This window comes from Rhodococcus sp. DN22, assembly GCF_036669995.1.
Classification (GTDB): Bacteria; Actinomycetota; Actinomycetes; order Mycobacteriales; family Mycobacteriaceae; genus Rhodococcus_F; species Rhodococcus_F erythropolis.
Map to the genome: position 1 here is coordinate 2260061 of NZ_CP133326.1, position 22463 is coordinate 2282523.

Below are 22463 nucleotides of genomic sequence, written 5' to 3' on the forward strand. Positions count from 1 at the left end.
TCTTCCGGTATGGAAGGATCGGGGTGATTACTCGGACCAGTTGTACGTCCGCTCGACGGCCTTGTTCCACTCCGCGTACAGCCGTGACCTTTCGGACTCGTCCATCGCCGGTTCCCAGGTTTGGCCGACGGCCCAGTTGTTGCGGATGTCTTCGGTGTCGGCCCAGTAACCGATGGCGAGGCCCGCTGCATACGCAGCGCCGAGTGCTGTCGTTTCGTTGACCACCGGGCGGATGACGGGAACTCCGAGGATGTCCGACTGGAACTGCATCAGGGTTTCGTTGACCACCATGCCGCCGTCGACCTTCAGCGCGGACAGTTCGACTCCCGAATCCGCACGCATGGCGTCGATGACCTCACGGGTTTGGTATGCCGTCGCCTCGAGGGCCGCGCGAGCCAGGTGTCCCTTGTTGACGAACCGCGTCAGGCCGACGATCACGCCGCGTGCATCCGGTCGCCACCGGGGTGCGAACAGTCCGGAGAACGCGGGTACGAAGTAGGCGCCGCCGTTGTCGTCGACACTCGCGGCGAGCGGCTCGATGTCCTTGGCGTTCTGAATGATTCCGAGATTGTCCCGAAGCCACTGGACCAAGGAGCCGGTCACCGCGACGGAACCTTCGAGTGCGTAGACGGCAGGGGCTTCGCCGAGTTTGTAGCAGACGGTCGTCAGCAGTCCGTGCTTGCTGTGCACCGGCTTCGTTCCGGTGTTGAGAAGCATGAAATTGCCGGTGCCGTAGGTGTTCTTGGCTTCGCCCTCGGAGAGGCAGGCCTGGCCGAATGTGGCTGCCTGCTGGTCACCGAGGATTCCGGCGACCGGCACACCGGCGAGATTGCCGCGAGGACGGCCGGTGCCGTAGACCTCGGACGAACTACGGATTTCAGGGAGCATCGACATCGGGATTCCGAAGTCCGCGCAGATCGATTCGTCCCACTGAAGGGTCTCGAGATCCATCAGCATCGTGCGTGACGCATTGGTGACATCTGTCACGTGAACACCGTCGGTCAGGTTCCATACGATCCACGTGTCGACGGTGCCGAAGCACAATTCTCCGGCCTCCGCTTTGGCTCTCGCGCCGTCCACGTTGTCGAGAATCCACCGGATCTTCGGCCCGGCGAAGTAGGTCGAGAGCGGCAGCCCGGTCTTGTCTCGGTACTTGTCCGGACCCTCGTCGCCGCCCAGTTCGACACACAGTTGATCCGTGCGCGTGTCCTGCCACACGATCGCGTTGTAGATCGGCTTGCCCGTCGAACGCTCCCAAACGACGGTCGTCTCACGCTGATTCGTGATTCCGACGGCCGCGATGTCGGCCCGCGTGAGGTCGACCTTCGCGAGAGCGCCGGCCACCACCTCCCGGGTGTTGATCCACAGCGCAACCGGGTCGTGCTCGACCCAACCGGCACGCGGGAAAATCTGCTCGTGTTCTTTCTGCGCAACGCTCACCACGGCGCCGTCGTGATCGAAGATCATGCAGCGGCTCGACGTCGTGCCTTGGTCGATGGCGGCGATGTATTGATTCACTGTGCTCCTATGTTCGGGCGCGTTCGCAGTTATCCGTGCGCTGTCGCAGTATGTGGATCAAGCTACTAGCCTGTAAACGGATTCGTCGTCGACTTACAGGAGACCGGGTTGAGTAAGCAGCAAGGTGCGCAGTTTCTCGGCCCGCAGCAGCGTGAAGCTGCTTGGGAACAGCTTCAGACCGAGCAATTCGACGTCGTCGTTGTCGGCGGCGGTGTTGTCGGTGTCGGAGCTGCGCTCGATGCGGCCACCCGCGGACTCAAGGTTGCGTTGGTCGAGGCCCGTGACTACGCATCCGGCACGTCCAGTCGCTCGTCGAAGATGTTCCACGGCGGTCTCCGCTATCTAGAGCAACTCGAATTCGGCCTCGTTCGTGAAGCATTGCGTGAGCGCGAACTCTCGCTGACCACGCTCGCTCCGCACCTGGTCAAGCCGCTGAAGTTCCTGTTCCCTCTGGCTCACCGAGTGTGGGAGCGCCCGTACATGGCGGCGGGAATCTTCCTCTACGACCGAATGGGCGGCGCAAAGTCGGTCCCCTCCCAGAAGCACTTGACGCGGGCGGGCGCACTACGCATGTCGCCGAGCCTCAAGCGCAGTTCGCTGACCGGTGGCATCCAGTACTACGACACCGTCGTCGACGACGCTCGGCACACCATGACCGTCGCACGGACCGCTGCACACTACGGCGCGGTCGTCCGAACGTCGACGCAGGTCGTCGGCTTTCTGCGGGAAGCGGATCGGGTCTCGGGAGTTCGTGTTCGGGACTGCGAAGACGGCCGTACCGCCGAGGTCAAGGGTCACGTCGTCATCAATGCGACCGGTGTCTGGACGGACGAGATCCAAGCGCTCTCACGTCAGCGCGGACGGTTCCGGGTGCGAGCGTCGAAGGGCGTACACATCGTCGTCCCGCGCGATCGCATCGTCAGTGAAGCCGCCATCATCCTGCGTACCGAGAAGTCGGTGCTGTTCGTCATTCCGTGGGGCAGTCACTGGATCATCGGCACCACTGATACCGACTGGAACCTGGATCTCGCACATCCGGCGGCAACCAAAGCAGATATCGACTACATCCTCGGCCACGTGAACTCCGTCCTGGTCACGCCGTTGACGCACGCCGACATCGACGGTGTGTACGCCGGCCTCCGCCCGCTGCTTGCCGGTGAAAGCGACGAGACGTCGAAGCTCTCGCGCGAGCACGCCGTTGCCCGTGTGGCTCCAGGTCTGGTCGCCATCGCCGGCGGAAAGTACACGACGTATCGGGTCATGGCGGAAGACGCCGTCGACGTCGCAGCAGAAGACATTCCGGCGCGGGTTGCGTCGTCGATCACGGAGAAGGTGCCGCTCGTCGGCGCCGACGGATACTTCGCGTTGATCAACCAGACCGTGCAACTGGGCGAGCAGTACGGCTTGCATCCGTATCGCGTCAAGCACCTGCTCGACCGCTACGGTTCGCTCATCACCGAGGTCCTCGAACTCGGCCGGCAGACACCGGAGTTGTTGCAGCCCATCACGGACGCGCCCGATTACCTTCAGGTCGAAGCTGTGTACGCCGCCTCGGCCGAGGGGGCACTGCACCTCGACGACATCCTCGCCCGCCGTACGCGTATCGCAATCGAATATCCGCATCGTGGTGTCAACTGCGCACAGCAGGTCGCCGGATTGGTTGCCCCGATTCTCGGTTGGGATGCCGCCACCGTCGAACGCGAAGTCGACACGTACCGAGCGCGTGTCGAAGCGGAAATCGAGTCTCAGACCCAGCCGGACGACGAGTCGGCGGACGCATTGCGCGCCGCAGCGCCGGAGTCGCGGGCCGAGATCCTCGAGCCCGTCGTCGTGGTGCCGGATCGGGTCTGAGTCGCCCGTCGTTTGTTTCCGGTCTGTCGCGGGTAGGCGGATGGCGAATCACCACCCGTGTCAGCACAGACCGGTCGAGCGTCGCCCAGGAGGATCTCAATGTTCGGTAATCGGTCGCGATCTGCTGAGGAACACATAGCTACCGGCTATCTGGTCACTCACCTGTGCGGGGCGATGGTGGGGCTGCAACTCTCGCGGTCACTCTCGGACTCGTACGGCGTCTGGGCCGACGGTGAGCTGGATTCGTTGCCGGGCGAGCTCGAGTACGAGATCGAGCAGCTGCTGCAACTGATCGAGGACACCCAGGGCATATCTCTGCCGCGGTACTCCAAGATCGACGCGACAGTCAATCGGATCAGACGTCTCGTCCATGTCGACGCCATCTGGCGTAATCGCCTCGTGAAGTTGGCAACGCTCGAGATCATGCGGACCGCGCTGTGCGGCAAGAGTGCGATGTGGGAGGTCCTGCGAGACATTCCGGCCGGGGAGACCGAGGAGCAGTACCGCGAACTCAACGACCTGGTGTCCAAGCAGATCACCACGGTCACGGCGCTGCATCACCGCGCAGCTACGGAGGCTTTTCAGGGGACGGACGGGCGGGAATCGGCGAGCGGCGGCGACCCCATCAGGTCGAGTAAGTAAGGTTTGTACCGTTCGATGAAGAATTCGATGAACGGTAGACCCCGAGGTGTATGGAGATGGCTGAGCGCGACCAAGCACTGACAGAACCCAAGGCAGTGTTCGCGGCGTTGGCGGAGATCCTCTACTCCGCGGCAGACAGCGCCGAGGTGTACTCCGCGATCTGTTCGGCGGCTGTCGAGTTGATTCCCGGTTGCGACCACGCAAGTCTGATGCTGCGACGTGGAAACACCAACGTCACCGTAGCGGCGAGCGACGAGATCGCCGATTATGCAGACGATCTCGAGCGTGCCACCGGTGAGGGGCCGTGCATCGACGCCCTCGATACGGAGGCGCCGCAACTCGAGTCGGACCTTCGCACCCCGAATCAGTGGCCCGAGTTCGCTCGGAAAGTCGTGGCGGAGACACCCATTCGAGGATCGATGGGGTTCCGGCTGATGGTAGATCGTCAGAAGTTCGGTGCCCTCAACCTCTTCTCGGACACTCCGGGGGCTTTCACCGAAACCGTTGCCGACCACGCGATCATGTTGGCGTCATTTGCATCCGTGGCCGTCACTGCGCTGACGCGAGGCGAGGACGCCGACTCGCTGCGACGTGGTCTGGCAAGCAGCCGCGAAATCGGTCAGGCCGTCGGTCTGCTGATGGCACTGCATCGTGTGTCCGACGACGAGGCCTTCGACATTCTGGTGCGAACCTCACAAAACATGAACGTCAAGATCGCCGAATTGGCGCGCAAGGTCATCGTCCAGCATCGTTCGACTCTGGACTGAGCGCTTCGTTCGTCCCGGTCGAGCCGAGGAGTTGAGATCGCTTGCGATCCACCGTCTCTCGAAGAGCTGTCACCACCGCTGCGACCTCCGGGCGTCGCAAGGATTCCGAACGGGCCACCACCCAATAGGAAAGTCTCACCTCGATGTGAGCCGGTAGAACGCGAATCAAATCGTCGTGCTGCTCGGCCATGAAACAGGGGAGAAGGCCGATGCCGGCACCCGCGCGCGTTGCCTCGATGTGTACGAACACGTTGGTGGACGTGACGGCCTCGCGCATGGAAACCGTGAGCTTGCGAGCCAGATCGAGTTCGTCGACCTGCAGCATCGAGTCGATGAAGTACACGAGCGAGTGATCGGCCAGATCTGCGGCACTCTCGGGAACAGCATTCTGACGTAGATAGTCTCGGGACGCGTACAAACCCAGCGCGTAGTCGGCCAGATGGACTGCTTCGGCGCGGTGAACGTGAGGCTTGCCGACCACAACCTCGATGTCGAGACCCGAGCGTATCTGCGACGCCTTTCTGGTTGCGACAACAATCTCGACGCTGACGCGGGGATGGCGTCTGCGAACCGCGGCGCCGGCGGGCGCCGCGATGTATGCGCTGAATCCGTCGGTCGCCGAGACTCGCACGACGCCGTCGAGTTGCTGCTGACCGGTGGAGTCGAGCGCCAGTTCGTTCACCGCAGCCTCGATGCGCTCGGCCGCGCTGAGGGCTTGTCTGCCCAGGTCGGTCAGCTCCCAGCCGCCGGACGAGCGAACCAGGACACGGCCGCCGAGACACTTCTCGAGCGAGGAAATGCGGCGCGAGATGGTGGTGTGATTGAGGCCGAGGTCGTCGGCGGCGGTGTTGAAGCGACCGGTGCGACCGACCGCGAGAAGCACCAGTAGGTCGTCCGGGCTCAGTCCGAGAGTCATATCTGCATTTTTGCACCTATATGGTGCGAGATTTGTCATTGTCGTGCCATCAATCTGCACTGATACTCATCGAGTCACAAAAAGTGTGCGAGCGGTCACATTCCTGATCGTGAAGAGCAGGCGAATCGCGAACTGAAGACGAGGGAGTCCACGATGAGCGTCGACAACATGCCGAAGCCCGAGAGCCAAGCCCCACCATCGGGGCTGAAGAAGGTGGTCGGCGCCTCGATGGCGGGCACCGTGGTCGAGTGGTACGAGTTCTTTCTGTACGGCACGGCGGCCACGCTGGTCTTCAGCAAGGTCTTCTTCCCCGGCGGCGGCAACGAGCTGGATGCGATCATCGCGGCTTTCATCACCTACGCCGTCGGATTCGCCGCCCGGCCACTCGGCGGAATCGTCTTCGGATACTTCGGAGACAAATTCGGCCGAAAGCAGTTGCTGCAGTTCAGTTTGCTGTTGGTCGGCGCCGCAACGTTCTTGATGGGATGCCTGCCTACCTACGGTCAGATCGGCTACTGGGCGCCGGCAATGCTGGTCACGCTGTGCTTCATCCAAGGATTCGCGGTCGGCGGCGAATGGGGTGGGGCGGTACTCCTGGTCGCCGAGCACAGCCCGAATCGATCGCGCGGATTCTGGTCGTCGTGGCCTCAGGCCGGCGTGCCGATGGGCAACCTGGTGGCGACGGTCGTGCTGTTGATCCTGACGTCGACGCTCTCGGACGAATCCTTCATGAGTTGGGGCTGGCGCGTTGCCTTCTGGCTCTCCGCGGTGATCGTTCTGGTCGGGTACTACGTTCGGACCAAGGTCACCGATGCTCCCATTTTCATTGCGGCGCAGAAGGAAGCAGAACTGGTCAAGGCAACCTCGTACAGCGTTTTCGAGGTCGTCAAGCGTTACCCGCGCGGAGTGTTGACCGCGATGGGCCTGCGTTTCGCCGAAAACGTCATGTACTACCTCGTGGTGACCTTCTCGATCACTTACCTCAAGGTCGTCGTTCATGCGGACACGGCGCACATCCTCTGGTGGATGCTGATGGCACATGCCGTGCACTTCGCAGTGATTCCGTTGGTAGGCAAACTGTCCGACACGATCGGTCGACGCCCGGTGTACATGATCGGCGCCGTCACCGCCGGAACGTGGGGATTCTTCGCCTTCCCGATGATGAACAGCGGGCACAATGCAGTCATCTTGTCGGCAATCATCATCGGGCTCGTGTTCCACGCGTTCATGTACGCAGGCCAACCCGCGATCATGGCCGAGATGTTCCCGACTCGGATGCGCTACTCCGGTGTCTCCCTGGGTTATCAGGTCACGTCCATCGTGGCGGGTTCACTGGCTCCGATCATCGCGACCGGATTGCTGAGCAAGTTCGACTCCTCGGTCCCCATCGCGATCTATCTCCTGCTGGCATCCCTGGTCACCATCGTCGCAGTCGTTTTCGCGCGGGAGACCAAGGGAATCTCGCTCGAGTCCGTCGACGCCGCTGACGCCCGTGTTCTCGCCGACGAGCGGGCCGGTGTGTCTGTATGACGCTGACCGGAAAGTCTGCTCTGGTCACCGGTGGTGCCAGCGGGATCGGCGAGGCGTGTGCTCGACTCCTCGCCGCCCGCGGCGCGCACGTGACCGTCGCCGATCTCGACGACGTCGCCGCGAAGTCGCTGGCCGAGGAGATCGACGGCACGGCGTGGGCCGTCGATCTCCTCGACACCGACCAACTCGTGGATCTGTCACTCGAGACGGACATACTCGTCAACAACGCCGGCATTCAACGGGTCAGTCCTATCGAGGATTTCGACGTCGAGGACTTCCGGAAGATTCAGCGCCTCATGGTCGAAGCGCCATTCCTCCTCGCTCGGGCCGCCCTGCCGTACATGTACCGCAACAGTTTCGGTCGCATCGTGAACATTTCCTCGGTCCACGGGCTCCGCGCTTCGGCATTCAAGAGTGCATACGTCACGGCTAAGCACGGACTCGAAGGACTGTCGAAAGTTGTTGCGCTCGAAGGCGCCTCACACGGTGTCACCAGCAACTGCGTCAATCCGGGCTATGTCCTGACGCCACTGGTGCGATCCCAGATCTCCGACCAGGCAAAGGTTCACGGAATCAGTGAATCCGAGGTTGTCGAAAAGGTGATGCTCACCGAGAGCGCAATCAAACGGATGGTCGAGCCTGCGGAGGTGGCATCGCTGGTGGGCTGGTTGGCATCGACCGATGCGTCGATGGTGACGGGGGCGTCGTACACCATCGACGGAGGGTGGAGCGCCAGCTAGACCACGCGAGCTGCTGGGTTTTTCACGCTTCGGGGATCTCGATTCCGAACTTCTCGCGAGTGATGACCTCGGGTTCGGGACCACCGCGAACTCCGGTGTCGAGTGCGTCGATTGCGGAGAGTTCTTCGGCGGTGAGTTCGAAGTCGAACACGTCGAAGTTCTCCGCAATGCGTGAGGGAGTCACCGACTTGGGGATCACCTGGCGGCCCTGCTGGAGGTGCCAGCGGAGCATCACCTGTGCGGGAGACTTGCCGTGAGAGGAAGCGATAGCACCGATGGTGGCGTCCTCGAGGGTTGAGCCGTGAGAGCCGTCGCGATAGAACGTGATTCCGCCGATCGGTGACCATGCCTGAGACAGAATGCCGTGATCGGCGTCGGCCTCGAGCAAGGTCGACTGCCTGAAGTATGGATGGACCTCGATCTGGTTGACCGCCGGCACTACGGACGTTGCGTCCAATAGTCGGGTGAGGTGATCCGGCATGAAGTTACTGACTCCGATGGCACGAACCTTGCCGTCTGCGAGAAGTGTTTCCAGGGCCTTGTATGCGTCGATGGTGCGCTCGAACTCGCTCGGCAACGCCTGGTGAAGGATGAGGAGGTCAAGTTGCTCGACTCCGAGTTTGCCTGCGCTCTTGTCGAAGGCGTGCAAGGTCTCGTCGTATCCGTAGTCGGTGATCCAGACTTTCGTTTCGACGAAGATCTCACCGCGATCGAGACCGGATCGCCGGATCGCCTCGCCGACACCCTTCTCGTTGCCGTAGGCCGCAGCCGTATCGATATGGCGATAACCCACCGAAAGCGCGGACTCGACTGCGGCGACAGTTTCGTCCGGCGGGGTCTGGTAGACGCCGAAGCCCAGCGCGGGGATGTCGACGCCGTTGTTCAGTTTCAGGCTCGGGATGCTCATGTCGTCCACGGTAGCGGCGGCCACTGGTTCGGTGGGAGTGACTGCTCAGCCGGGTAACGGCAGTACCTCCCTCAACCGGCAGTACTTCAGCTCGGTTGGCAGGTGCCGCCGATGGGTAAAGCCTGCGCTCGTTCGCCTACCCAGCGGCCGATGTCGCTGAGCATCGCAGTACCGTCGGCGAAAGTGCCCGAGTCCGGCTTGGCTGCGATGGCGACAGCGAGTTGTCCGGTGCCGCTGCTGATGATCCCGAATTGGCGGACCAGATAGCCGCCGTCGTCGTCAGGCCCCCACCCACCCTTGAATCGAGCGGTTGGGATCACTCCCAGGCCCCAATGTTGGTCGGGGCTGATGCTGCCCATGAGCCCGAAGACTTCGATGGCGTCGCTCCGGCATGGCAGGGTGGCGGCGAATTGCGCTTGGACGGCAAGTGGCCATTGTGTTTGACCGAACGAGCTGAATTCTGGTCGTAGCGTGCGTGATTCCACGGTGGTGGACATATCGCCGGAGGCCACGAGGACTGACTCGACCTTCGCTGCGGCAGTGGTCGGATCGCCGAGGCCTCGCCACAGTTCTTCGGCTGATTCGTTGTCGGAGGTGGTGATCGCCTGCTCGACCGTGGTGAGTTGTGTGTTGTCGGTTTCGTGGAGGGCTGCGATGGACAGTGGGACTTTGATGGTGGACCAGGCGACTCCGTTCTGCCACTCGCCGGCAACGAGTGACTGACCGCCGCCGACGGGCACGAGTGCGATACCCACGGCGCCGCCGAGGGTGTTGCCCAGAGCCTCGAATCCGGCGAGCGGGCCGACACCGTTGCCCGGGGCGGCAGGAGTCTCTGTCGGCTCCGGTGGAACGACGACGATCTCGGTGATCGTCTCGACCTTCTCCGACGGCTCGTCTCGCGTCGGAATCGTGCAGCCCGCGAGGGCTGCTGCAGAAGCAGTGGCGAGTGCAACCGCCAGGAGTCGTCGGCGCGTCCCGCTACGAGCCTCGACGCACTGCTCAATAGACATAGACCACCGCGTTGTTTCCGCCGGTACACGTGACGACTTTGTTGCCGGCGCAGTTCATCGAGTACCGAGTTCCCGTGACCGGACTGACCGCGCTGATGGAGACCGGGCCGCCGCGTCGGCCCTGGCTCACGTACTGGTAGCGCACTTCTTCGGCGAACTCACAAGACGTCACGCTGGTGCCGACGGCGGACGTTGTGAATTCGTTGTTCGAGAACACCGATCCACAACGCGCTGCGCTGGCAGGGACCGACTCGTTGGGCGCGGGTGTGACGACGCCATTTTGCGGCGCGGCCGCGGGTGAGGTGATCACCACGGTTTCCGTGCGTGCGGTGTTCTCGTCGGAATTGTCGTTCAAGACAAGAGGGAGAACCCATACGTAGACCACGACGGCGACGAGTGCGACTGTGACAACTCCCAGTAAGACCCACAGCCATGCATACGATTTCGGCGGGCGGGGAGGCATCGGCGAATATCCGGTGCCTTGACCGTATGGGGGCCGGGGCGGGGTGTAAGCAGGCTGATGTCCCGAGTACGGCGCCTGACCGGGTGTGATGCCCGGCGGCGGAGGAGGGGGCGGAGGGAGAGGCGTCGTGTGGTTGGGGTCGTTGTTCCAGGGATACGGCGGCTGTGGTGTTGTCATTTCGGGCTGCTCCTCTGCCTACTTGATAGAAGTGGGCCGAGTTAGTCGTCGATCACCGCACATCGAAATTACCGATTGTTAGGTTTCTGCGAATTGCCCGTCTTAGTTATATACGACCGGTCTGACTTCTTTTGCACTTGTGGCTCGTCAATGAGTGAGCACTATCTTCAAGCCGACTATGAGGGTGGCGACGGCAGCGAGGCCGAAGGCTGCCAGATGTGTGTTCGTGCTGACTTTCTCGCCGTGAAGACGGCTGATCACGTAACTGGTGGATCCGATGCGCAGGATCAAGACGATTTCCGCGATCAACTGCGCCGTCCGTGGTTCCAGGAAGTTGAACCACGCCGTCGCGAGAATGGCGACAGGAACAACCGCGGAGGTGAGGATCGGGACAGAATCGCGCAGCGAGTCGATTCTCTCCGCGGTGGTGAGACGGCGGTCGTTGCGAATGCTCTCGCCGACGCTCTCGGCAAATGTGTGGGCGATGTACGTCGACAATGCCGTGCCGACCACAATCGCGGCACCCAGTGATTCCTGAGATTTTGTCACCGGGACGAGTGCGGCGAGGACAAGAATGTTGCCGTAGATGTACGCGGTGGTTCTCGCCGCCACACGTTCTTGTCCCAGCGGCGCACCGTGAGACGTGATCGGCCGGTTCAGCAGTGTTCGCAGGTCCCACTCCATGTTCAGAGCATGGCAGATCAGACCCTCGGGCTGTAGTGCATCGGATTATCTCGCTGCTCGAGCGGCGGTAGATTGCGGGCCGGCGTGTGGACCAGTGGAGCCCCGGCGGGAATTCTGCCGCTGGCTCGGTCCCACCCCGCGCGAGCGCGCGGTTGATACCGGTATCGCCACGGCACCAGGCGGAAGACGGCGTTGACGGTGCGGCCGACAGCGTTGTGAATTTTCTGATCGCGACTGGTCCACGAGTAGCCGAGAAGGTCGCGAACCGGTTGGTCGTACATGCCCACTGTCAGCCACACGAATCCGCGGGCGAGGGGAATCCGCGTGAGCCGCCACAACGGATCGGGTAGCCACGTCATGTACGGGGGCTTTCCCAGCCCCGACAAATCCAAGACGTCGCGGGTCGCTTTGTTGTCTTCGAGCACGTTGCGGCACATGTGGTCCCAATACTCCTGAAATGCCTCCCAGGTTTCGGGAACCGGGCGCATGCTCATCCCGTACAGGCGGTACCACTGAATGTGCTCGGTGAAGAGTTGTCGTTTCTGGGCCTCGGTCAGGCCACCGGAGAAGTTCTCGGCGGTGACGATGGTGCCCATGAAGAATGTCGCGTGCGCCCAGTAGAAGGTGTCGGGATCAAGTGCGTGGTACCGGCGTCCCAGCTTGTCGATGCCCTTGATCCGTGTGTGATAGCCACGGACTTCTTCGGCTGTCTGCTGCGCGCGATCGCCGTCGAAGACCACGCCGGCAATGGGATACAGCGAGCGGTACAGCCGTTCCCAGCGCTCGTCGAAGAACTGCGAGTGCTCCTCGACCCCGGCGCCGAGACCAGGGTGCATGTTTTGCATCGAACCTGCCCAGACACCTTGGAGCATCCCGCGCCAGTCGCCGAAATACTTCCAGGTCAGGGAATCCGGACCGAGGGGAACCGGGGTGCTGCTGTCGCCAAGTTGACTACGCATGTTGTCAGATTAGGATCGACAACAGCGGTAGTCAAGGATCGAATACCGGGTGCATTGAAGAACAAGTGTCGGAGAAGTGGGGAAGTTGTGAGCATCGAAGAACGCAGGGCCACTCGAAAGGCGACGTTGTTCGACGTCGGAGTGACACTGCTCGGTGCGGTCGACGGTCCGGCCGTCAACGTGCGAGCGGTCTGCAAGGCCGCTGGTCTGACCGAGCGGTACTTCTACGAGAGCTTCACCGATCGCGATCAGTACGTTGTCGCGGTCCACACGTTTGTCGCCGAGCGCGCGCAGTCGGCGCTCGCGACGGCAGTGGAGTCCGAGACGACATCCGAGGCAGTCGCCACCGCTGCGGTCGACGCTTTCGTCAAGCTGATGGTCGACGACCCGGCAATGGGGCGAGTGCTTCTGATCGCTCCGCTCTCGGAGCCGGTGCTGAGCGGACGCGGTATCGAATCGATGCCGGCGTTCGTGGACCTGGTGTACGACCAGTTGTCCGAGATTGCTGATCCGGTGGACAAGCAGCTGGTGGCAGTCGGGCTGGTCGGGGCGTTGTTCACACTGTTCATCGGTTATCTGGACGGCTCGATCGTCGTCGAACGCGAGCGATTTGTGCGCCATTGCGTCCGGCTGCTGATCAACGCTAACCAGGCGTGAACGGCTGGCACACGGGGCAGAAGAAGATATTTCGCTCGGTGAGCTGATCCGGTCCGAGGGTGTCTTCTCTGATGCGGGTTCCGCATCGGCGGCAAGGTTTTCCGCGTCTGCCGTACACCCACGTTTGCCTACCTGGGCGGGTGTCGCCGGTGGTGACCCGGATGCGACGCGACTTGTTGACGTTGATGGTGCGGAATGACAGATCCACAATCGCGTCGAGGTTCCCGGCGCGGTGTGTCGGCGTCTTCGGGTGAATGCCTCGTAGGAAGCAGATCTCGTTGCGGTACACGTTGCCCAGTCCGGCCATCACGCGCTGATCCAGGAGCGCGATTCCGATCGGTACGGAGTCTGCAGCGCGAAGATTCTCGACGGCCACGGAATTGTCCCAATCGGTCCCGAGCAGGTCCGGTCCGAGGTGCCCGACGGCCTCCTGTTCCTGCCCCAGTTCGAGGATCTCGGTGATTCCCAGTGAAAAGCCCACTGCTACAGAGTCTTCGGTGGCCAAGATTATGCGCGCTTGGTGGGAGGGTCTGCGCCAGCGCTCGCCGGGGCGATAAATCTGCCACTGACCCTCCATCTTCAGATGCGTGTGAATGGACGCTTCGCCCACGCGGATCAGCAGATGCTTTCCGCGGCTGGCGACGGAATCCACACGATGACCCGACAGATCCACGGTGGCATAGCGAGGAACGCGGACATCGCAAGTGGTGAGTACCTTCTCGGCCAGGGCTGCGCGCAGATCGTTGGCGGCCCGCCACACGGTATCGCCCTCAGGCATGGTCGCCGCTCCAGCACTTCACGATCGCAACCATCATGACCTCAATCCTCATGACCTCAACCGAAATCCGCGAGGGGTGGCCGCGAAGCCGGCTTCGACCAGGACGGGAGCAAAATCGTTGCCGTGGATGGTCTCTCCGTCGACCTTCTCCACTACCAACTTGTCGACAGCGCGAGAAGTCACCTTCTGGGCAAGCGACAGCGCTGCCAGGCGCAAAGTTCCGCCGTCGTCGGTGAATGTCAGGATGGTGCGACCGCCGCGCTCGACGAACAGAACCAACTCGCCCTCCACCAGAACGACCAGTGCTCCCGCCTTACGTCCGGGTCGGTGTCCGGGTGACTCTTCGCCCCCCGACGCCGGCCACGGCAGTGCGGCGCCGTAGGGATTGGCCGGGTCGCACGCCGCGAGAGTGACTGCAGCCGAGGAGGTGTGGCGCCCCTCGATGGAATCACCGAACGTGCGCAAGCGGTCGACCACGGGAGGCGTCGAGAATTGAGCGCCGCCCAGGGTGTCCACGAAGTATCCGCGTCGAGCGCGCCCGTTGTCCTCGAACGTGCTCAGTACCTTGTAGATCAACGCGAAACCGCCCGGCACGTTCTCGCTCATCACAGAACCGCGGGTGACTACGCCGTACCGTTCGAGTAACAGATCGGCCGTGGCGTGCGCCCGGATGGTCGGGTCCGGTTCGATGGCCGGCAGTTGGAACCACCGACCGGAAGCGGTTGCCGGTCCCGTGCGAGCCGGGGTGGAAGCGTGCGCCATTCCGCGGTACGGACGGGCACGAGGAACACGTCGAGGCGATCGGTGACTTGTGGTGGTTCTGGTGGTGTCCGAGAGAAGTGCGCGCAGCGGTGCCACGGTGTCGTTACCGATGTGTCCGAGCCACACCAACTCCCACAGTGCCGTCGTCACCGCACTGTCGACCGTGTCTGCAGCCGACTCCGTAGTTTGCAACGCGTCGACCAACTGGCGGAAGAAGTAGGCACCGCCGCCGGACAGCAGGTCGAGGATGCGCTTCTGCAACTCCGAGACGTCGGTGTCGGCGGGCGAATTGAGCGTGATCGGTGCCAGGTCGGCGGGGTGCAGAACTACCCACCCGTCTTTGCCGGAGATTGCTCCGGATCCGGACCACAGGACTTCACCCGTCGAGGTGAGTTCGTCCAACATCGCGGGGGAGTAGTCGGCGACTCGGCTCGGCAGGATCAACGATTCGAGAGCGGACGCCGGAATCGGAACGCCGGCAAGTTGATCGACTACCGTTGCAACACCGTCGATTCCGCGCAGCGTGCCGCCCACATGCTGCCAACCGGGAAGGAAACGTCCGAGCGTTGCGGTACTGACCGGCTCGACCTCTTGCCGTGCCGCGGCGAGCGAGCGACGCCGCAAGCGGCGCAGGACTTCGGCGTCGCACCATTCGCTCCCAGTTGCAGACGGTCGGAATTCTCCTTCGAGAACACGCTTTTCGAGCGCGAGCCGACCGAGAACGTCACGCGCGACGGATACTCCGATACCGAAGCGTGCAGCCGCATCCGTGAGAGTGAATGGTCCGTGGGTGCGTGCGTATCGGCTCAGGAGGTCGTCGAGTGGCTGATCGACCGGCTCGATGAACGCGGCCGGAACCCCGATGGGTAGGGGAACGCCGAGTCCATCGCGAAGGCGCGCTGCATCTTCGACGACGGTCCACCAACTCTCGCCCGCATAGGAGACGTGGAGGGCACGTTTGTCTGCGACCAACTTGTCGAGCCACGAGACCGGATCCTCGAGACAGCGTTCCGTGACTTCTTCGGTGGTCAGCGGGCCGAGCATGCGGAGGAGGTCGGCGACGCCCTCGAGGTCCTTGGCCTTGCGGTCCGGAGCGAGACGTTGCAGTTCACGTTCTGCCTGCTCGATCACTCCGGCGTCGAGCAGCTCGCGCAGTTCGACGCGGCCGAGGAGTTCGGCCAACAGCGTGGAGTCCAACGACAGTGCGGCGGCGCGTCGCTCGGCCAGGGGGCTGTCGCCCTCGTACATGAACGCGCCGACGTAGTTGAACAGGAGCGCACTCGCGAATGGTGAAGGCGAGGGCGTCTCCACTTCGACTATTCGAATCTGGCGCCGTTCGATCTTGCCGAACAATTCCTTCAGTGCCGGCAGGTCGTAGACGTCCTGCAAGCACTCACGCACGGTCTCGAGCAGGATCGGGAATGTCGGGAACTTGCGGGCGACGTCCAGCAGTTGCGCCGACCGCTGACGTTGCTGCCACAGTGGGGCACGCTTGCCGGGATTGCGGCGTGGGAGAAGCAGTGCGCGGGCGGCACATTCGCGGAATCGGGAGGCGAACAATGCCGAGCCACCCACCTCCTGGGTGACCAGATCTTCGATGTCCTCGACGTCGAAGGTGAACAGTTCGGCGCCGGGAGGTTCGTTCTCGGTGTCGGGGAGACGGATGATGATGCCGTCGTCGGAGGCCGTCGGACTGGAATCGACGCCGTATCGTTCCTGCAAGCGGGCCCCGATGGCGAGGGCCCACGGTGCGTGTACCCGTTGGCCGTACGGGGAATGCAGCACCAGACGCCAATCGCCGAGTTCGTCGCGGAAGCGCTCGACAACCAATGTTCGATCCGACGGGACCTGCCCGGTGGCATTCTTCTGCTCACCGACGAGTTGGATCAGATTGGTTGTGGCGTTGTGATCGAGCCCGCCCACGCGACAACGCTCGACGACGTCGGCTTCATTACCCAGCGCGGTCTCTCGAACGAATTGTCCCAACGCCTGTCCGAGTTCGGCAGGGCGACCGAGTCCGTCGCCATGCCAGAAGGGCAAACGACCGGGCATGCCGTAGGCGGGGCTGACCAGAACCCGATCGAAGGTGATCTCCTCGATCCGCCAACTGGTGGCGCCGAGCGCAAAGACGTCGCCTACCCGGGATTCGTAGACCATTTCTTCGTCGAGTTCGCCGACTCTTGATGCTTTCTCACCGACCATGTAGACCGTGAAGAGGCCGCGGTCGGGGATGGCGCCGCCGGAAGTGACTGCCAAGCGCTGCGAACCCGGGCGGCCCGTCAGAGTGTTGGACTCGCGATCCCAGACCAGGCGCGGACGTAATTCGGCGAACTCGTCCGAGGGGTACCGCCCGGCGAGCAGATCCAGAGTCGACTCGTAGGCCGAACGGGGAAGCGTTGCAAAGGAACCGCTTCGGCGCACCGTCTCGAACCAGTCGTCGACGTCGATCGGTTCCAGAGCGGTGGCCGCAACAGTTTGCTGGGCAAGGATGTCGAGGGGATTGGCGGGAACGGCCATCGCCTCGATCTTGCCTTCGACCATGCGCTCGACGGTCACCGCGCAGTGAATCAGGTCGGTGCGATGTTTGGGGAAGACGACGCCTCGTGAGATCTCGCCGACCTGGTGGCCGGCGCGACCGACACGTTGCAGGCCGCTGGCAACCGAGGGCGGCGCCTCCACCTGGATGACCAAGTCGACGGCGCCCATGTCGATTCCGAGTTCGAGACTGCTGGTGGCGACGACGCATCGCAATCGACCCGATTTGAGATCGTCTTCGATGAGGGCTCGCTGGTCTTTGCTGACCGATCCGTGGTGGGCGCGAGCAAGGAGGGGTTCTGCGCCGTAGTTGACCTCGGTGGGAGCTCCGATCTGCGCGGGCGGGCGAGGTGTTTTCTCGACGGCCAGACCGATGCGTTCTGCATGAATCTCGTTGAGCCTGGCCGTCAATCGTTCGGCGAGGCGACGAGAGTTGGCGAATACGATGGACGATCGGTGATCGAGCACGAGGTCGACGATCTGTTCCTCGACGTGGGGCCAGATCGAACCGGCTTGCGGGGTGGGGGATTCGGAACCGTCGGCGGGCGTCGCGATACCCAATTCGGTCATGTCCTCGACGGGGACACGGACCGTGAGATCGAAGGTCTTGGCGGCAGGCGGTGCCACGATTCGGATCGGTGCCGAACCTGCGAGGAACCGCCCGATCTCCTCGTGGGGACGGACAGTGGCCGACAATCCGATGCGTTGCGCCGGACGCTCGAGCAAGCCGTCCAGACGTTCCAGAGAGAGCGCAAGGTGCGAGCCGCGCTTGGTACCCGCCACCGCGTGAACCTCGTCGACGATCACGGTGTCGACGCCGACCAGTGTTTCCCGGGCAGCGGAGGTGAGCATGAGGAACAACGACTCCGGCGTCGTGATCAGGATGTCCGGAGGACGCTTGATCAACGAGCGCCGATCGGCCTGTGACGTATCGCCGGAACGAACACCGACGGTGATCTCGGGCGGGGTGAGGCCCAGACGTTTCGCAGTCTGTGTGATGCCGACCAGCGGCGCGCGAAGGTTCCGTTCGACGTCCACGCCCAGCGCTTTGAGTGGCGAAATGTAGAGGACTTTGGTGGCGCGTTCGCCTTCGTCCTTCGCGGCGAGTTGATCGAGAGCCCACAGGAACGCCGACAATGTCTTGCCGGAGCCGGTTGGTGCGACGACAAGTGTGTGAGAGCCACTTGCGATGGATTCCCAGGCACCGAGCTGCGCAGCAGTCGGAGCGCTGAACGCGCCACCGAACCACTCGCGTGTGGCGGGCGAGAACCTACCGAGGACATTGGTCACGACCACCATATTGCCCCTTCCCACCGACAGCGTGTTCGTGCCCGCAGCCGAAGTGCAGAGCATACTATTTGCCCTGTTATAGCGATTCTCTTGTTATCGAGAAGGCGAGTGCCTGATGGAAGCAGTCAAGATTGTCCTCGAGCTGGCGGTAGTGCTCGGGGCGATTGTCATGGGTACCAGATCGAGCGGTGTCGCTCTCGGTCTGTGGGGCGGCGCAGGTGTTGCCGTCCTCGTGTTCGTCTTCGGAGAGGACGTCGGCAGTCCGCCGGTCGACGCTCTCCTCATCGTCCTGTCCGTTGTCCTCGCGTCGTCGATGATGCAGGCGGCCGGTGGTATCGACTGGATGGTCACCATCGCGGCCAAGTTGATCGAATCTCGCCCGAAACAGATCACGCTGATCGCGCCGTTGGTGTCATTCCTGTTCTCGGTCGGTGCCGGTACGTCCAACATCCTCTACCCGCTGCTCCCCGTCATCTACGACGTCTCGTACAAGAACGGTGTGCGGCCGTCACGGCCGCTGTCGCTGTCGGTTGTCTCGACCGGTGTGGCGCTGGCGTGTAGTCCGGTGTCCGCGGCGATGGCGGCGATGGTCACGCTGACCGACGTGCCGCCTTACGATTTCGAACTCATCGACATCATCAAGATCACCTTCCCGGCCGCTGTCGTCGGCATCGTCCTCTCCTCCATCGCGGTCAACAGGCTCGGTAAGGATCTCGACGACGACCCGGACATACAGGCGAAGATGAAGTCGGGCGAATTGGCCGGACCTGGTGCAGCGTCCAAGACCGAACTCGTCTCGACGAAGACCGGACGAAACGCGGCACTGATCTTCCTGGCCGGCGTTCTGGCCATCGTGATCTTCGGCCTGTTCAAGGGAATTCGCCCCGAAGCCGCCGACGGTTCCCCGATGGGGATGACACCGATCATCGAAATGCTGATGTTCGTCGTGGGTACGTTGATCCTGCTGGTGTGCCGCCCGAACGTTGCCGACGTGCCCTCGTCGACGGTGTTCCGTGCCGGCATGGTCTCGGCCATCGCGCTGTTCGGTCTGGCATGGCTGACGGACACGTTCATCAGTGCACATTCGGAGCTGATCACGAGCACCGTCGGCGACTGGGTCAACGCCGCGCCATGGATCTTCGCGCTCGGTGTCTTCCTGGTCTGTGTCCTGACGACCAGCCAGTCGACCGCGACGAGGACCATCGTGCCGATCGGTCTCGCTGCCGGGATTGCACCCGGCCTGGTGAGCGGCATGTGGGCCGGAGCGTTTGCCGGTGTCTATCTGTTGCCGACAAACGGTTCGCAGATCGCAGCTGCGAACTTCGACCTCTCGGGCAGCACGAAGCTCGGCTCCAAGCTCGTCGACCACTCGTTCTTCCTGCCGACCATCATCTTGGCCGTCACGACGATTGCGGCCGGCGCGGTGTTCGGAGTGGTGCTCGGCTGAGTCAGCTGTTGCGGTAGTGGTCCCAGCTCGCCTTGCACGCGTGGGCGAGCTGGTCCACCCGTTCGGCGTCGGGTGTAGGCCAGTCGAGGCCGGGTTTCATGATGTATGCGGCCAGTTCGTTCCCCAGTAGGAATTCTCGTTTGAATTCGGCCTGAACCGCACTCAACGTGATCCCGGCTTCGGCGGCGCGGGCGCTCAATTCGGCGAATCTGGCTCCGGCTCGGATGATTTCGAAACTGCCGAGGTACGGCTGATTGAGAGCGACGGCATCTGGATCGTCGACCTGAAATCCCTTGCGATGTGAGACCGCAAGTGTGCGAATGAGCTCCGGATCCATCGTCACGGGATTGTCGCCGCGTCGATTGCCGTGGTGGTCGCCACGATTGGAGAGTGCGACGACGTCGGGGAGTCGATCTGCTTCCGGCCGTTCGACATTGACGGCGCCGTCCCGCCGGGTGGTGTGGTTCATCGTGTCGTGGAACGACAACGTCGTGAACGATCGACCGAGTTCGAAGCTCTTCTCCACCATGCCTTCGATCAGTGCGTCGCGAGTTCTTTCGTAGACACCCAAACCGTGTTCGGCTGTCTCGGTGAAGGTCTCGGCGAGGTTCTTCCAGCCCGCGTCGTCGGTCGGCTCGAGCAACAGGGGGTAGAACGAGAACGTGACAGGGCGAACTGCGTCGACGCCGGTGAGGTCTGCCTTGTTGCCTGCACCGGCCTTGTGGACGCGGGCGAAGGCTTCGCGCAGTGACGCTTCCAGGTTTTCGGGCTTCGCACGGTTGGGATCGCGAATCATGCGAGGGTGCGGATTCTCCACGTACACGATGCGCGAATCTATTTCGGCCCAACGGCGCACGATGGGACTGGTGGACATGTCGGTGAAGTCGAATTGCAGCCGCTGTGTGAACTCGGGTGCGAGAAAACGTGAGAGTTCTGCTGGAATCGCGGAACCCGAGTGTGGGCAACTGACAAGAAGGTCGGCTTCGGCGATGGCGTCGTCGAGACTGCGGGAGTCGCGATCGGCATAGAACGTCAGGTCCTCCGGCGTGAACACGGTTCCGGCCGGGATGAGTACTGGTTCTCCACTGGTCATGAGCCCCAGCGTAATCGAGTGCAACCGTGCGGACTCAGTATCCGCTGAGTCGTTCCACGAGAGCTGTCTTGATCTCCGGTCGACCAGCCGCGACAAGAGTGAAGGTGGCTTCTCGCATGAGCCGCTCGGGGGTGTTGCTGCCGACGAGGGCGCGGCTTCCGGTCGCAGTGACGAGCGCGGCCGATGCTCGTATCGCAAGTTCCGATGCGCGGGCGCGTGCGGCCGACATGTCGCCGCCGCCGCGCAGTGCTGCATCGAGATCGGCGCGCGCCCGGGCGGCTTGTTCTTCGAACGCGTCGGCGTCGACTCCCAGATCCGCGAGTTCGGTCACGGCGCGGCGGGTGATGCCCATGGCCATCGCGCCGTTGAGCCACAAGCCGGGGAGTTGGGTGCTCTGGAACTGTTCGTCGCTGACGACAGCACAGACGTCGGTATCGGGAATTTCGAAAGCGTCGAACACGATTCGGACGGTGTTGCTCCCGCGCGCCGCGATCAGTGGAAGCTCCTCGATCGTCAGACCCGGGGCCTCGCCCACCGGTACGACGGAATGAACGATGGAATTGTCGAACTCGTCGCGCGCCGACACCAAGAGAACATCGACGATGCCCCAACCGGTGACGAAGGGTGCGATCCCGTCGAGGACGTAGCCGTCGTTCACCCGCTTCGCCCACAGGAGCGGTGGGCGGGGGATGGCGCCGGCATAGGCAACCCCACCGCGAATCGTGCCGGAAACCAGACCGTCCCAGTATTGTTCGCGCAGAGACGTATTGGTACTCGCTGCCAGGGCTCCGACGACGCCGTGATGCTGCATCCAGGTGAACGTCGTCGCGAGGCAACCGCCGCACAAGGTTTCGAGGACCTCGACCAGTTCTTCGCTGCTGGGGCCACCCTCACCGAGGGCGGCGATGCCGTAGAAGCCGTCGGCGGCGAGCGCGTCGAAATGGCTGCTGGGGATTTCTCCGTCGGCGTCGACGCTGTCGGCGACGGGAAACAGAACGGTATCGGCGATCTCACGCGCAAGTTCCGGCCACTTGGTCACGCTGTCAGGGTAAGCCGTGAGCCGGGGTTGTGGTGTGGAACTGCAGCGGTGGCGTATCTAGAAGGACGGCGGTGAACTCACGATGAGGAATCTCGCAACTGCAGCGGTGCGATTGAACCACCGATGCGGGATGGTCGAGGTGTAGAGGAGGGTATCGCCGACATGAAGAACGTGATGCTCGTCCAGCCCGACCTCGACCTCGACAGATCCTTCGAGAACATGAATGAATTCTTCGCCGGCATGCTCGGTGTGCTCACCTGCCTCGGAGTGAGGTGCTGCCGTGATCTCGTTGGGTTCCATGGTCCGTGAACCGGTCGAGCAGAATCGGATCACCGAATCGTGTGCCAGTTCGAAGGTTCGCCCCTCGCCGGCGCGGACGAGGCTGGACGGAGTTCGCTCGCCCTGTGCCAAGAGTGAGTGCGCCGTGGTGCCGAGCGATTGCGCGAGGCGATGAAGGTTCATGACGCTGGGTACTGCGTGCCCGTTTTCGGTTTGGCTCAGGAATGGCTGCGACAACCCTGACTTCACGGCAACCTCACGCAACGTCAAACCGGCTTCTTTTCTCGCTGTCCGCACGGCTGCCCCGATTGCGGTCGCTATCGCTCTCTGGTCGTCGTCCATGTGCCGAAGATAGCAGTGCTCTGGTGAAAGTTTTGATTACACAGACGAAACAAATTCGACCACGGTAAGAAATTATC

19 protein-coding genes are annotated in these 22463 nt (G+C 62.7%); 7 read left to right on the forward strand and 12 right to left on the reverse strand.

All coding sequences use genetic code 11. From position 1 onward, the window contains the following. Window positions 1-27 precede the first annotated feature (27 nt). Window positions 28-1518 (reverse strand): glycerol kinase GlpK, encoded by a 1491-nt coding sequence (gene glpK / locus RA302_RS10325; protein WP_019747711.1) that lies wholly within the window; start codon window positions 1516-1518, stop codon window positions 28-30. Between the two features lie 108 nt (window positions 1519-1626). Between glpK and RA302_RS10330 the strand changes: the two genes are divergently transcribed. The 3 genes from RA302_RS10330 (at window position 1627) to RA302_RS10340 (ending at window position 4778) form a co-directional block, all read left to right on the forward strand. Then, a complete protein-coding gene (locus RA302_RS10330; RefSeq protein WP_029255014.1) occupies window positions 1627-3369 on the forward strand; it encodes a glycerol-3-phosphate dehydrogenase/oxidase in 1743 nt (580 codons plus the stop codon). A 99-nt stretch (window positions 3370-3468) separates the two neighbouring features. Then, complete coding sequence (locus RA302_RS10335; RefSeq protein ID WP_019747713.1) at window positions 3469-4011, forward strand: hypothetical protein; 543 nt, start codon at window positions 3469-3471, stop codon at window positions 4009-4011. Window positions 4012-4061: 50 nt separating this feature from the next. After that, window positions 4062-4778 carry a GAF and ANTAR domain-containing protein gene (locus RA302_RS10340; protein WP_019747714.1) on the forward strand — a complete coding sequence of 239 codons (717 nt, stop codon included), beginning with the start codon at window positions 4062-4064 and terminating at the stop codon, window positions 4776-4778. Here the strand turns inward: RA302_RS10340 and RA302_RS10345 are convergent. Then, on the reverse strand, window positions 4747-5694 hold the full coding sequence (locus RA302_RS10345; protein WP_338480500.1) for a LysR family transcriptional regulator: 948 nt from the start codon (window positions 5692-5694) through the stop codon (window positions 4747-4749). The genes RA302_RS10340 and RA302_RS10345 overlap by 32 nt on opposite strands. A 153-nt stretch (window positions 5695-5847) precedes the next feature. Here RA302_RS10345 and RA302_RS10350 point away from each other — a divergent pair, with 153 nt between their 5' ends. Further along, a complete protein-coding gene (locus RA302_RS10350) occupies window positions 5848-7224 on the forward strand; it encodes an MFS transporter (protein ID WP_338480502.1) in 1377 nt (458 codons plus the stop codon). Beyond that, complete coding sequence (locus RA302_RS10355) at window positions 7221-7964, forward strand: 3-hydroxybutyrate dehydrogenase (RefSeq protein WP_060938853.1); 744 nt, start codon at window positions 7221-7223, stop codon at window positions 7962-7964. The genes RA302_RS10350 and RA302_RS10355 overlap by 4 nt, the downstream gene beginning before the upstream one ends. 22 nt (window positions 7965-7986) lie before the next feature. Here RA302_RS10355 and RA302_RS10360 read toward each other — a convergent pair whose 3' ends face one another. The 5 genes from RA302_RS10360 to RA302_RS10380 form a co-directional block, all read right to left on the reverse strand. After that, a complete protein-coding gene (locus RA302_RS10360; RefSeq protein WP_029537905.1) occupies window positions 7987-8871 on the reverse strand; it encodes an aldo/keto reductase in 885 nt (294 codons plus the stop codon). Window positions 8872-8957: 86 nt separating this feature from the next. Then, window positions 8958-9881: a hypothetical protein gene (locus tag RA302_RS10365; protein WP_020969176.1), complete on the reverse strand. Its 924-nt coding sequence runs from the start codon at window positions 9879-9881 to the stop codon at window positions 8958-8960. Then, window positions 9871-10521: a serine/threonine protein kinase gene (locus RA302_RS10370; RefSeq protein ID WP_256063552.1), complete on the reverse strand. Its 651-nt coding sequence runs from the start codon at window positions 10519-10521 to the stop codon at window positions 9871-9873. Before RA302_RS10370 ends, RA302_RS10365 begins: the two co-directional genes overlap by 11 nt. A 147-nt stretch (window positions 10522-10668) precedes the next feature. After that, on the reverse strand, window positions 10669-11205 hold the full coding sequence (locus tag RA302_RS10375) for a hypothetical protein (RefSeq protein ID WP_019747719.1): 537 nt from the start codon (window positions 11203-11205) through the stop codon (window positions 10669-10671). Window positions 11206-11222: 17 nt separating this feature from the next. Beyond that, a complete protein-coding gene (locus RA302_RS10380) occupies window positions 11223-12164 on the reverse strand; it encodes an oxygenase MpaB family protein (protein WP_019747720.1) in 942 nt (313 codons plus the stop codon). An 87-nt stretch (window positions 12165-12251) separates the two neighbouring features. Here RA302_RS10380 and RA302_RS10385 point away from each other — a divergent pair, with 87 nt between their 5' ends. Then, a complete protein-coding gene (locus RA302_RS10385; protein WP_019747721.1) occupies window positions 12252-12821 on the forward strand; it encodes a TetR/AcrR family transcriptional regulator in 570 nt (189 codons plus the stop codon). Here the strand turns inward: RA302_RS10385 and RA302_RS10390 are convergent. Beyond that, window positions 12808-13599, reverse strand: coding sequence for a DNA-formamidopyrimidine glycosylase family protein (locus tag RA302_RS10390; RefSeq protein WP_264614190.1), 792 nt, complete (start codon window positions 13597-13599; stop codon window positions 12808-12810). The genes RA302_RS10385 and RA302_RS10390 overlap by 14 nt on opposite strands. 48 nt (window positions 13600-13647) lie before the next feature. Then, complete coding sequence (locus tag RA302_RS10395; protein ID WP_256063545.1) at window positions 13648-18195, reverse strand: ATP-dependent helicase; 4548 nt, start codon at window positions 18193-18195, stop codon at window positions 13648-13650. Window positions 18196-18301: 106 nt separating this feature from the next. Between RA302_RS10395 and RA302_RS10400 the strand changes: the two genes are divergently transcribed. After that, complete coding sequence (locus RA302_RS10400; RefSeq protein ID WP_020907057.1) at window positions 18302-19633, forward strand: anaerobic C4-dicarboxylate transporter family protein; 1332 nt, start codon at window positions 18302-18304, stop codon at window positions 19631-19633. Window position 19634: 1 nt separating this feature from the next. Here RA302_RS10400 and RA302_RS10405 read toward each other — a convergent pair whose 3' ends face one another. From RA302_RS10405 to RA302_RS10415, 3 genes are read right to left on the reverse strand one after another with little or no spacing between them, the layout of a single operon-like run. After that, window positions 19635-20726, reverse strand: coding sequence for an N-formylglutamate amidohydrolase (locus RA302_RS10405; protein WP_020907058.1), 1092 nt, complete (start codon window positions 20724-20726; stop codon window positions 19635-19637). A gap of 34 nt (window positions 20727-20760) precedes the next feature. After that, window positions 20761-21765, reverse strand: coding sequence for an acyl-CoA dehydrogenase family protein (locus RA302_RS10410; RefSeq protein WP_020907059.1), 1005 nt, complete (start codon window positions 21763-21765; stop codon window positions 20761-20763). A 57-nt stretch (window positions 21766-21822) separates the two neighbouring features. After that, window positions 21823-22386, reverse strand: coding sequence for a cupin domain-containing protein (locus RA302_RS10415; RefSeq protein ID WP_003940980.1), 564 nt, complete (start codon window positions 22384-22386; stop codon window positions 21823-21825). Window positions 22387-22463 lie beyond the last annotated feature (77 nt).

Excerpts from the sequence above, each read along its gene's own strand:
- RA302_RS10365 (WP_020969176.1), bottom strand. The coding sequence starts at position 9,881 with ATGTCTATTGAGCAGTGCGTCGAGGCTCGTAGCGGGACGCGCCGACGA.
- RA302_RS10400 (WP_020907057.1), top strand. The coding sequence starts at position 18,302 with ATGGAAGCAGTCAAGATTGTCCTCGAGCTGGCGGTAGTGCTCGGGGCG.
- RA302_RS10360 (WP_029537905.1), bottom strand. The coding sequence starts at position 8,871 with ATGAGCATCCCGAGCCTGAAACTGAACAACGGCGTCGACATCCCCGCG.
- RA302_RS10350 (WP_338480502.1), top strand. The coding sequence starts at position 5,848 with ATGAGCGTCGACAACATGCCGAAGCCCGAGAGCCAAGCCCCACCATCG.
- RA302_RS10335 (WP_019747713.1), top strand. The coding sequence starts at position 3,469 with ATGTTCGGTAATCGGTCGCGATCTGCTGAGGAACACATAGCTACCGGC.
- RA302_RS10395 (WP_256063545.1), bottom strand. The coding sequence starts at position 18,195 with ATGGTGGTCGTGACCAATGTCCTCGGTAGGTTCTCGCCCGCCACACGC.
- RA302_RS10380 (WP_019747720.1), bottom strand. The coding sequence starts at position 12,164 with ATGCGTAGTCAACTTGGCGACAGCAGCACCCCGGTTCCCCTCGGTCCG.
- RA302_RS10345 (WP_338480500.1), bottom strand. The coding sequence starts at position 5,694 with ATGACTCTCGGACTGAGCCCGGACGACCTACTGGTGCTTCTCGCGGTC.
- RA302_RS10355 (WP_060938853.1), top strand. The coding sequence starts at position 7,221 with ATGACGCTGACCGGAAAGTCTGCTCTGGTCACCGGTGGTGCCAGCGGG.
- RA302_RS10340 (WP_019747714.1), top strand. The coding sequence starts at position 4,062 with ATGGAGATGGCTGAGCGCGACCAAGCACTGACAGAACCCAAGGCAGTG.
- RA302_RS10370 (WP_256063552.1), bottom strand. The coding sequence starts at position 10,521 with ATGACAACACCACAGCCGCCGTATCCCTGGAACAACGACCCCAACCAC.
- RA302_RS10415 (WP_003940980.1), bottom strand. The coding sequence starts at position 22,386 with ATGGACGACGACCAGAGAGCGATAGCGACCGCAATCGGGGCAGCCGTG.
- RA302_RS10390 (WP_264614190.1), bottom strand. The coding sequence starts at position 13,599 with ATGCCTGAGGGCGATACCGTGTGGCGGGCCGCCAACGATCTGCGCGCA.
- RA302_RS10375 (WP_019747719.1), bottom strand. The coding sequence starts at position 11,205 with ATGGAGTGGGACCTGCGAACACTGCTGAACCGGCCGATCACGTCTCAC.
- RA302_RS10405 (WP_020907058.1), bottom strand. The coding sequence starts at position 20,726 with ATGACCAGTGGAGAACCAGTACTCATCCCGGCCGGAACCGTGTTCACG.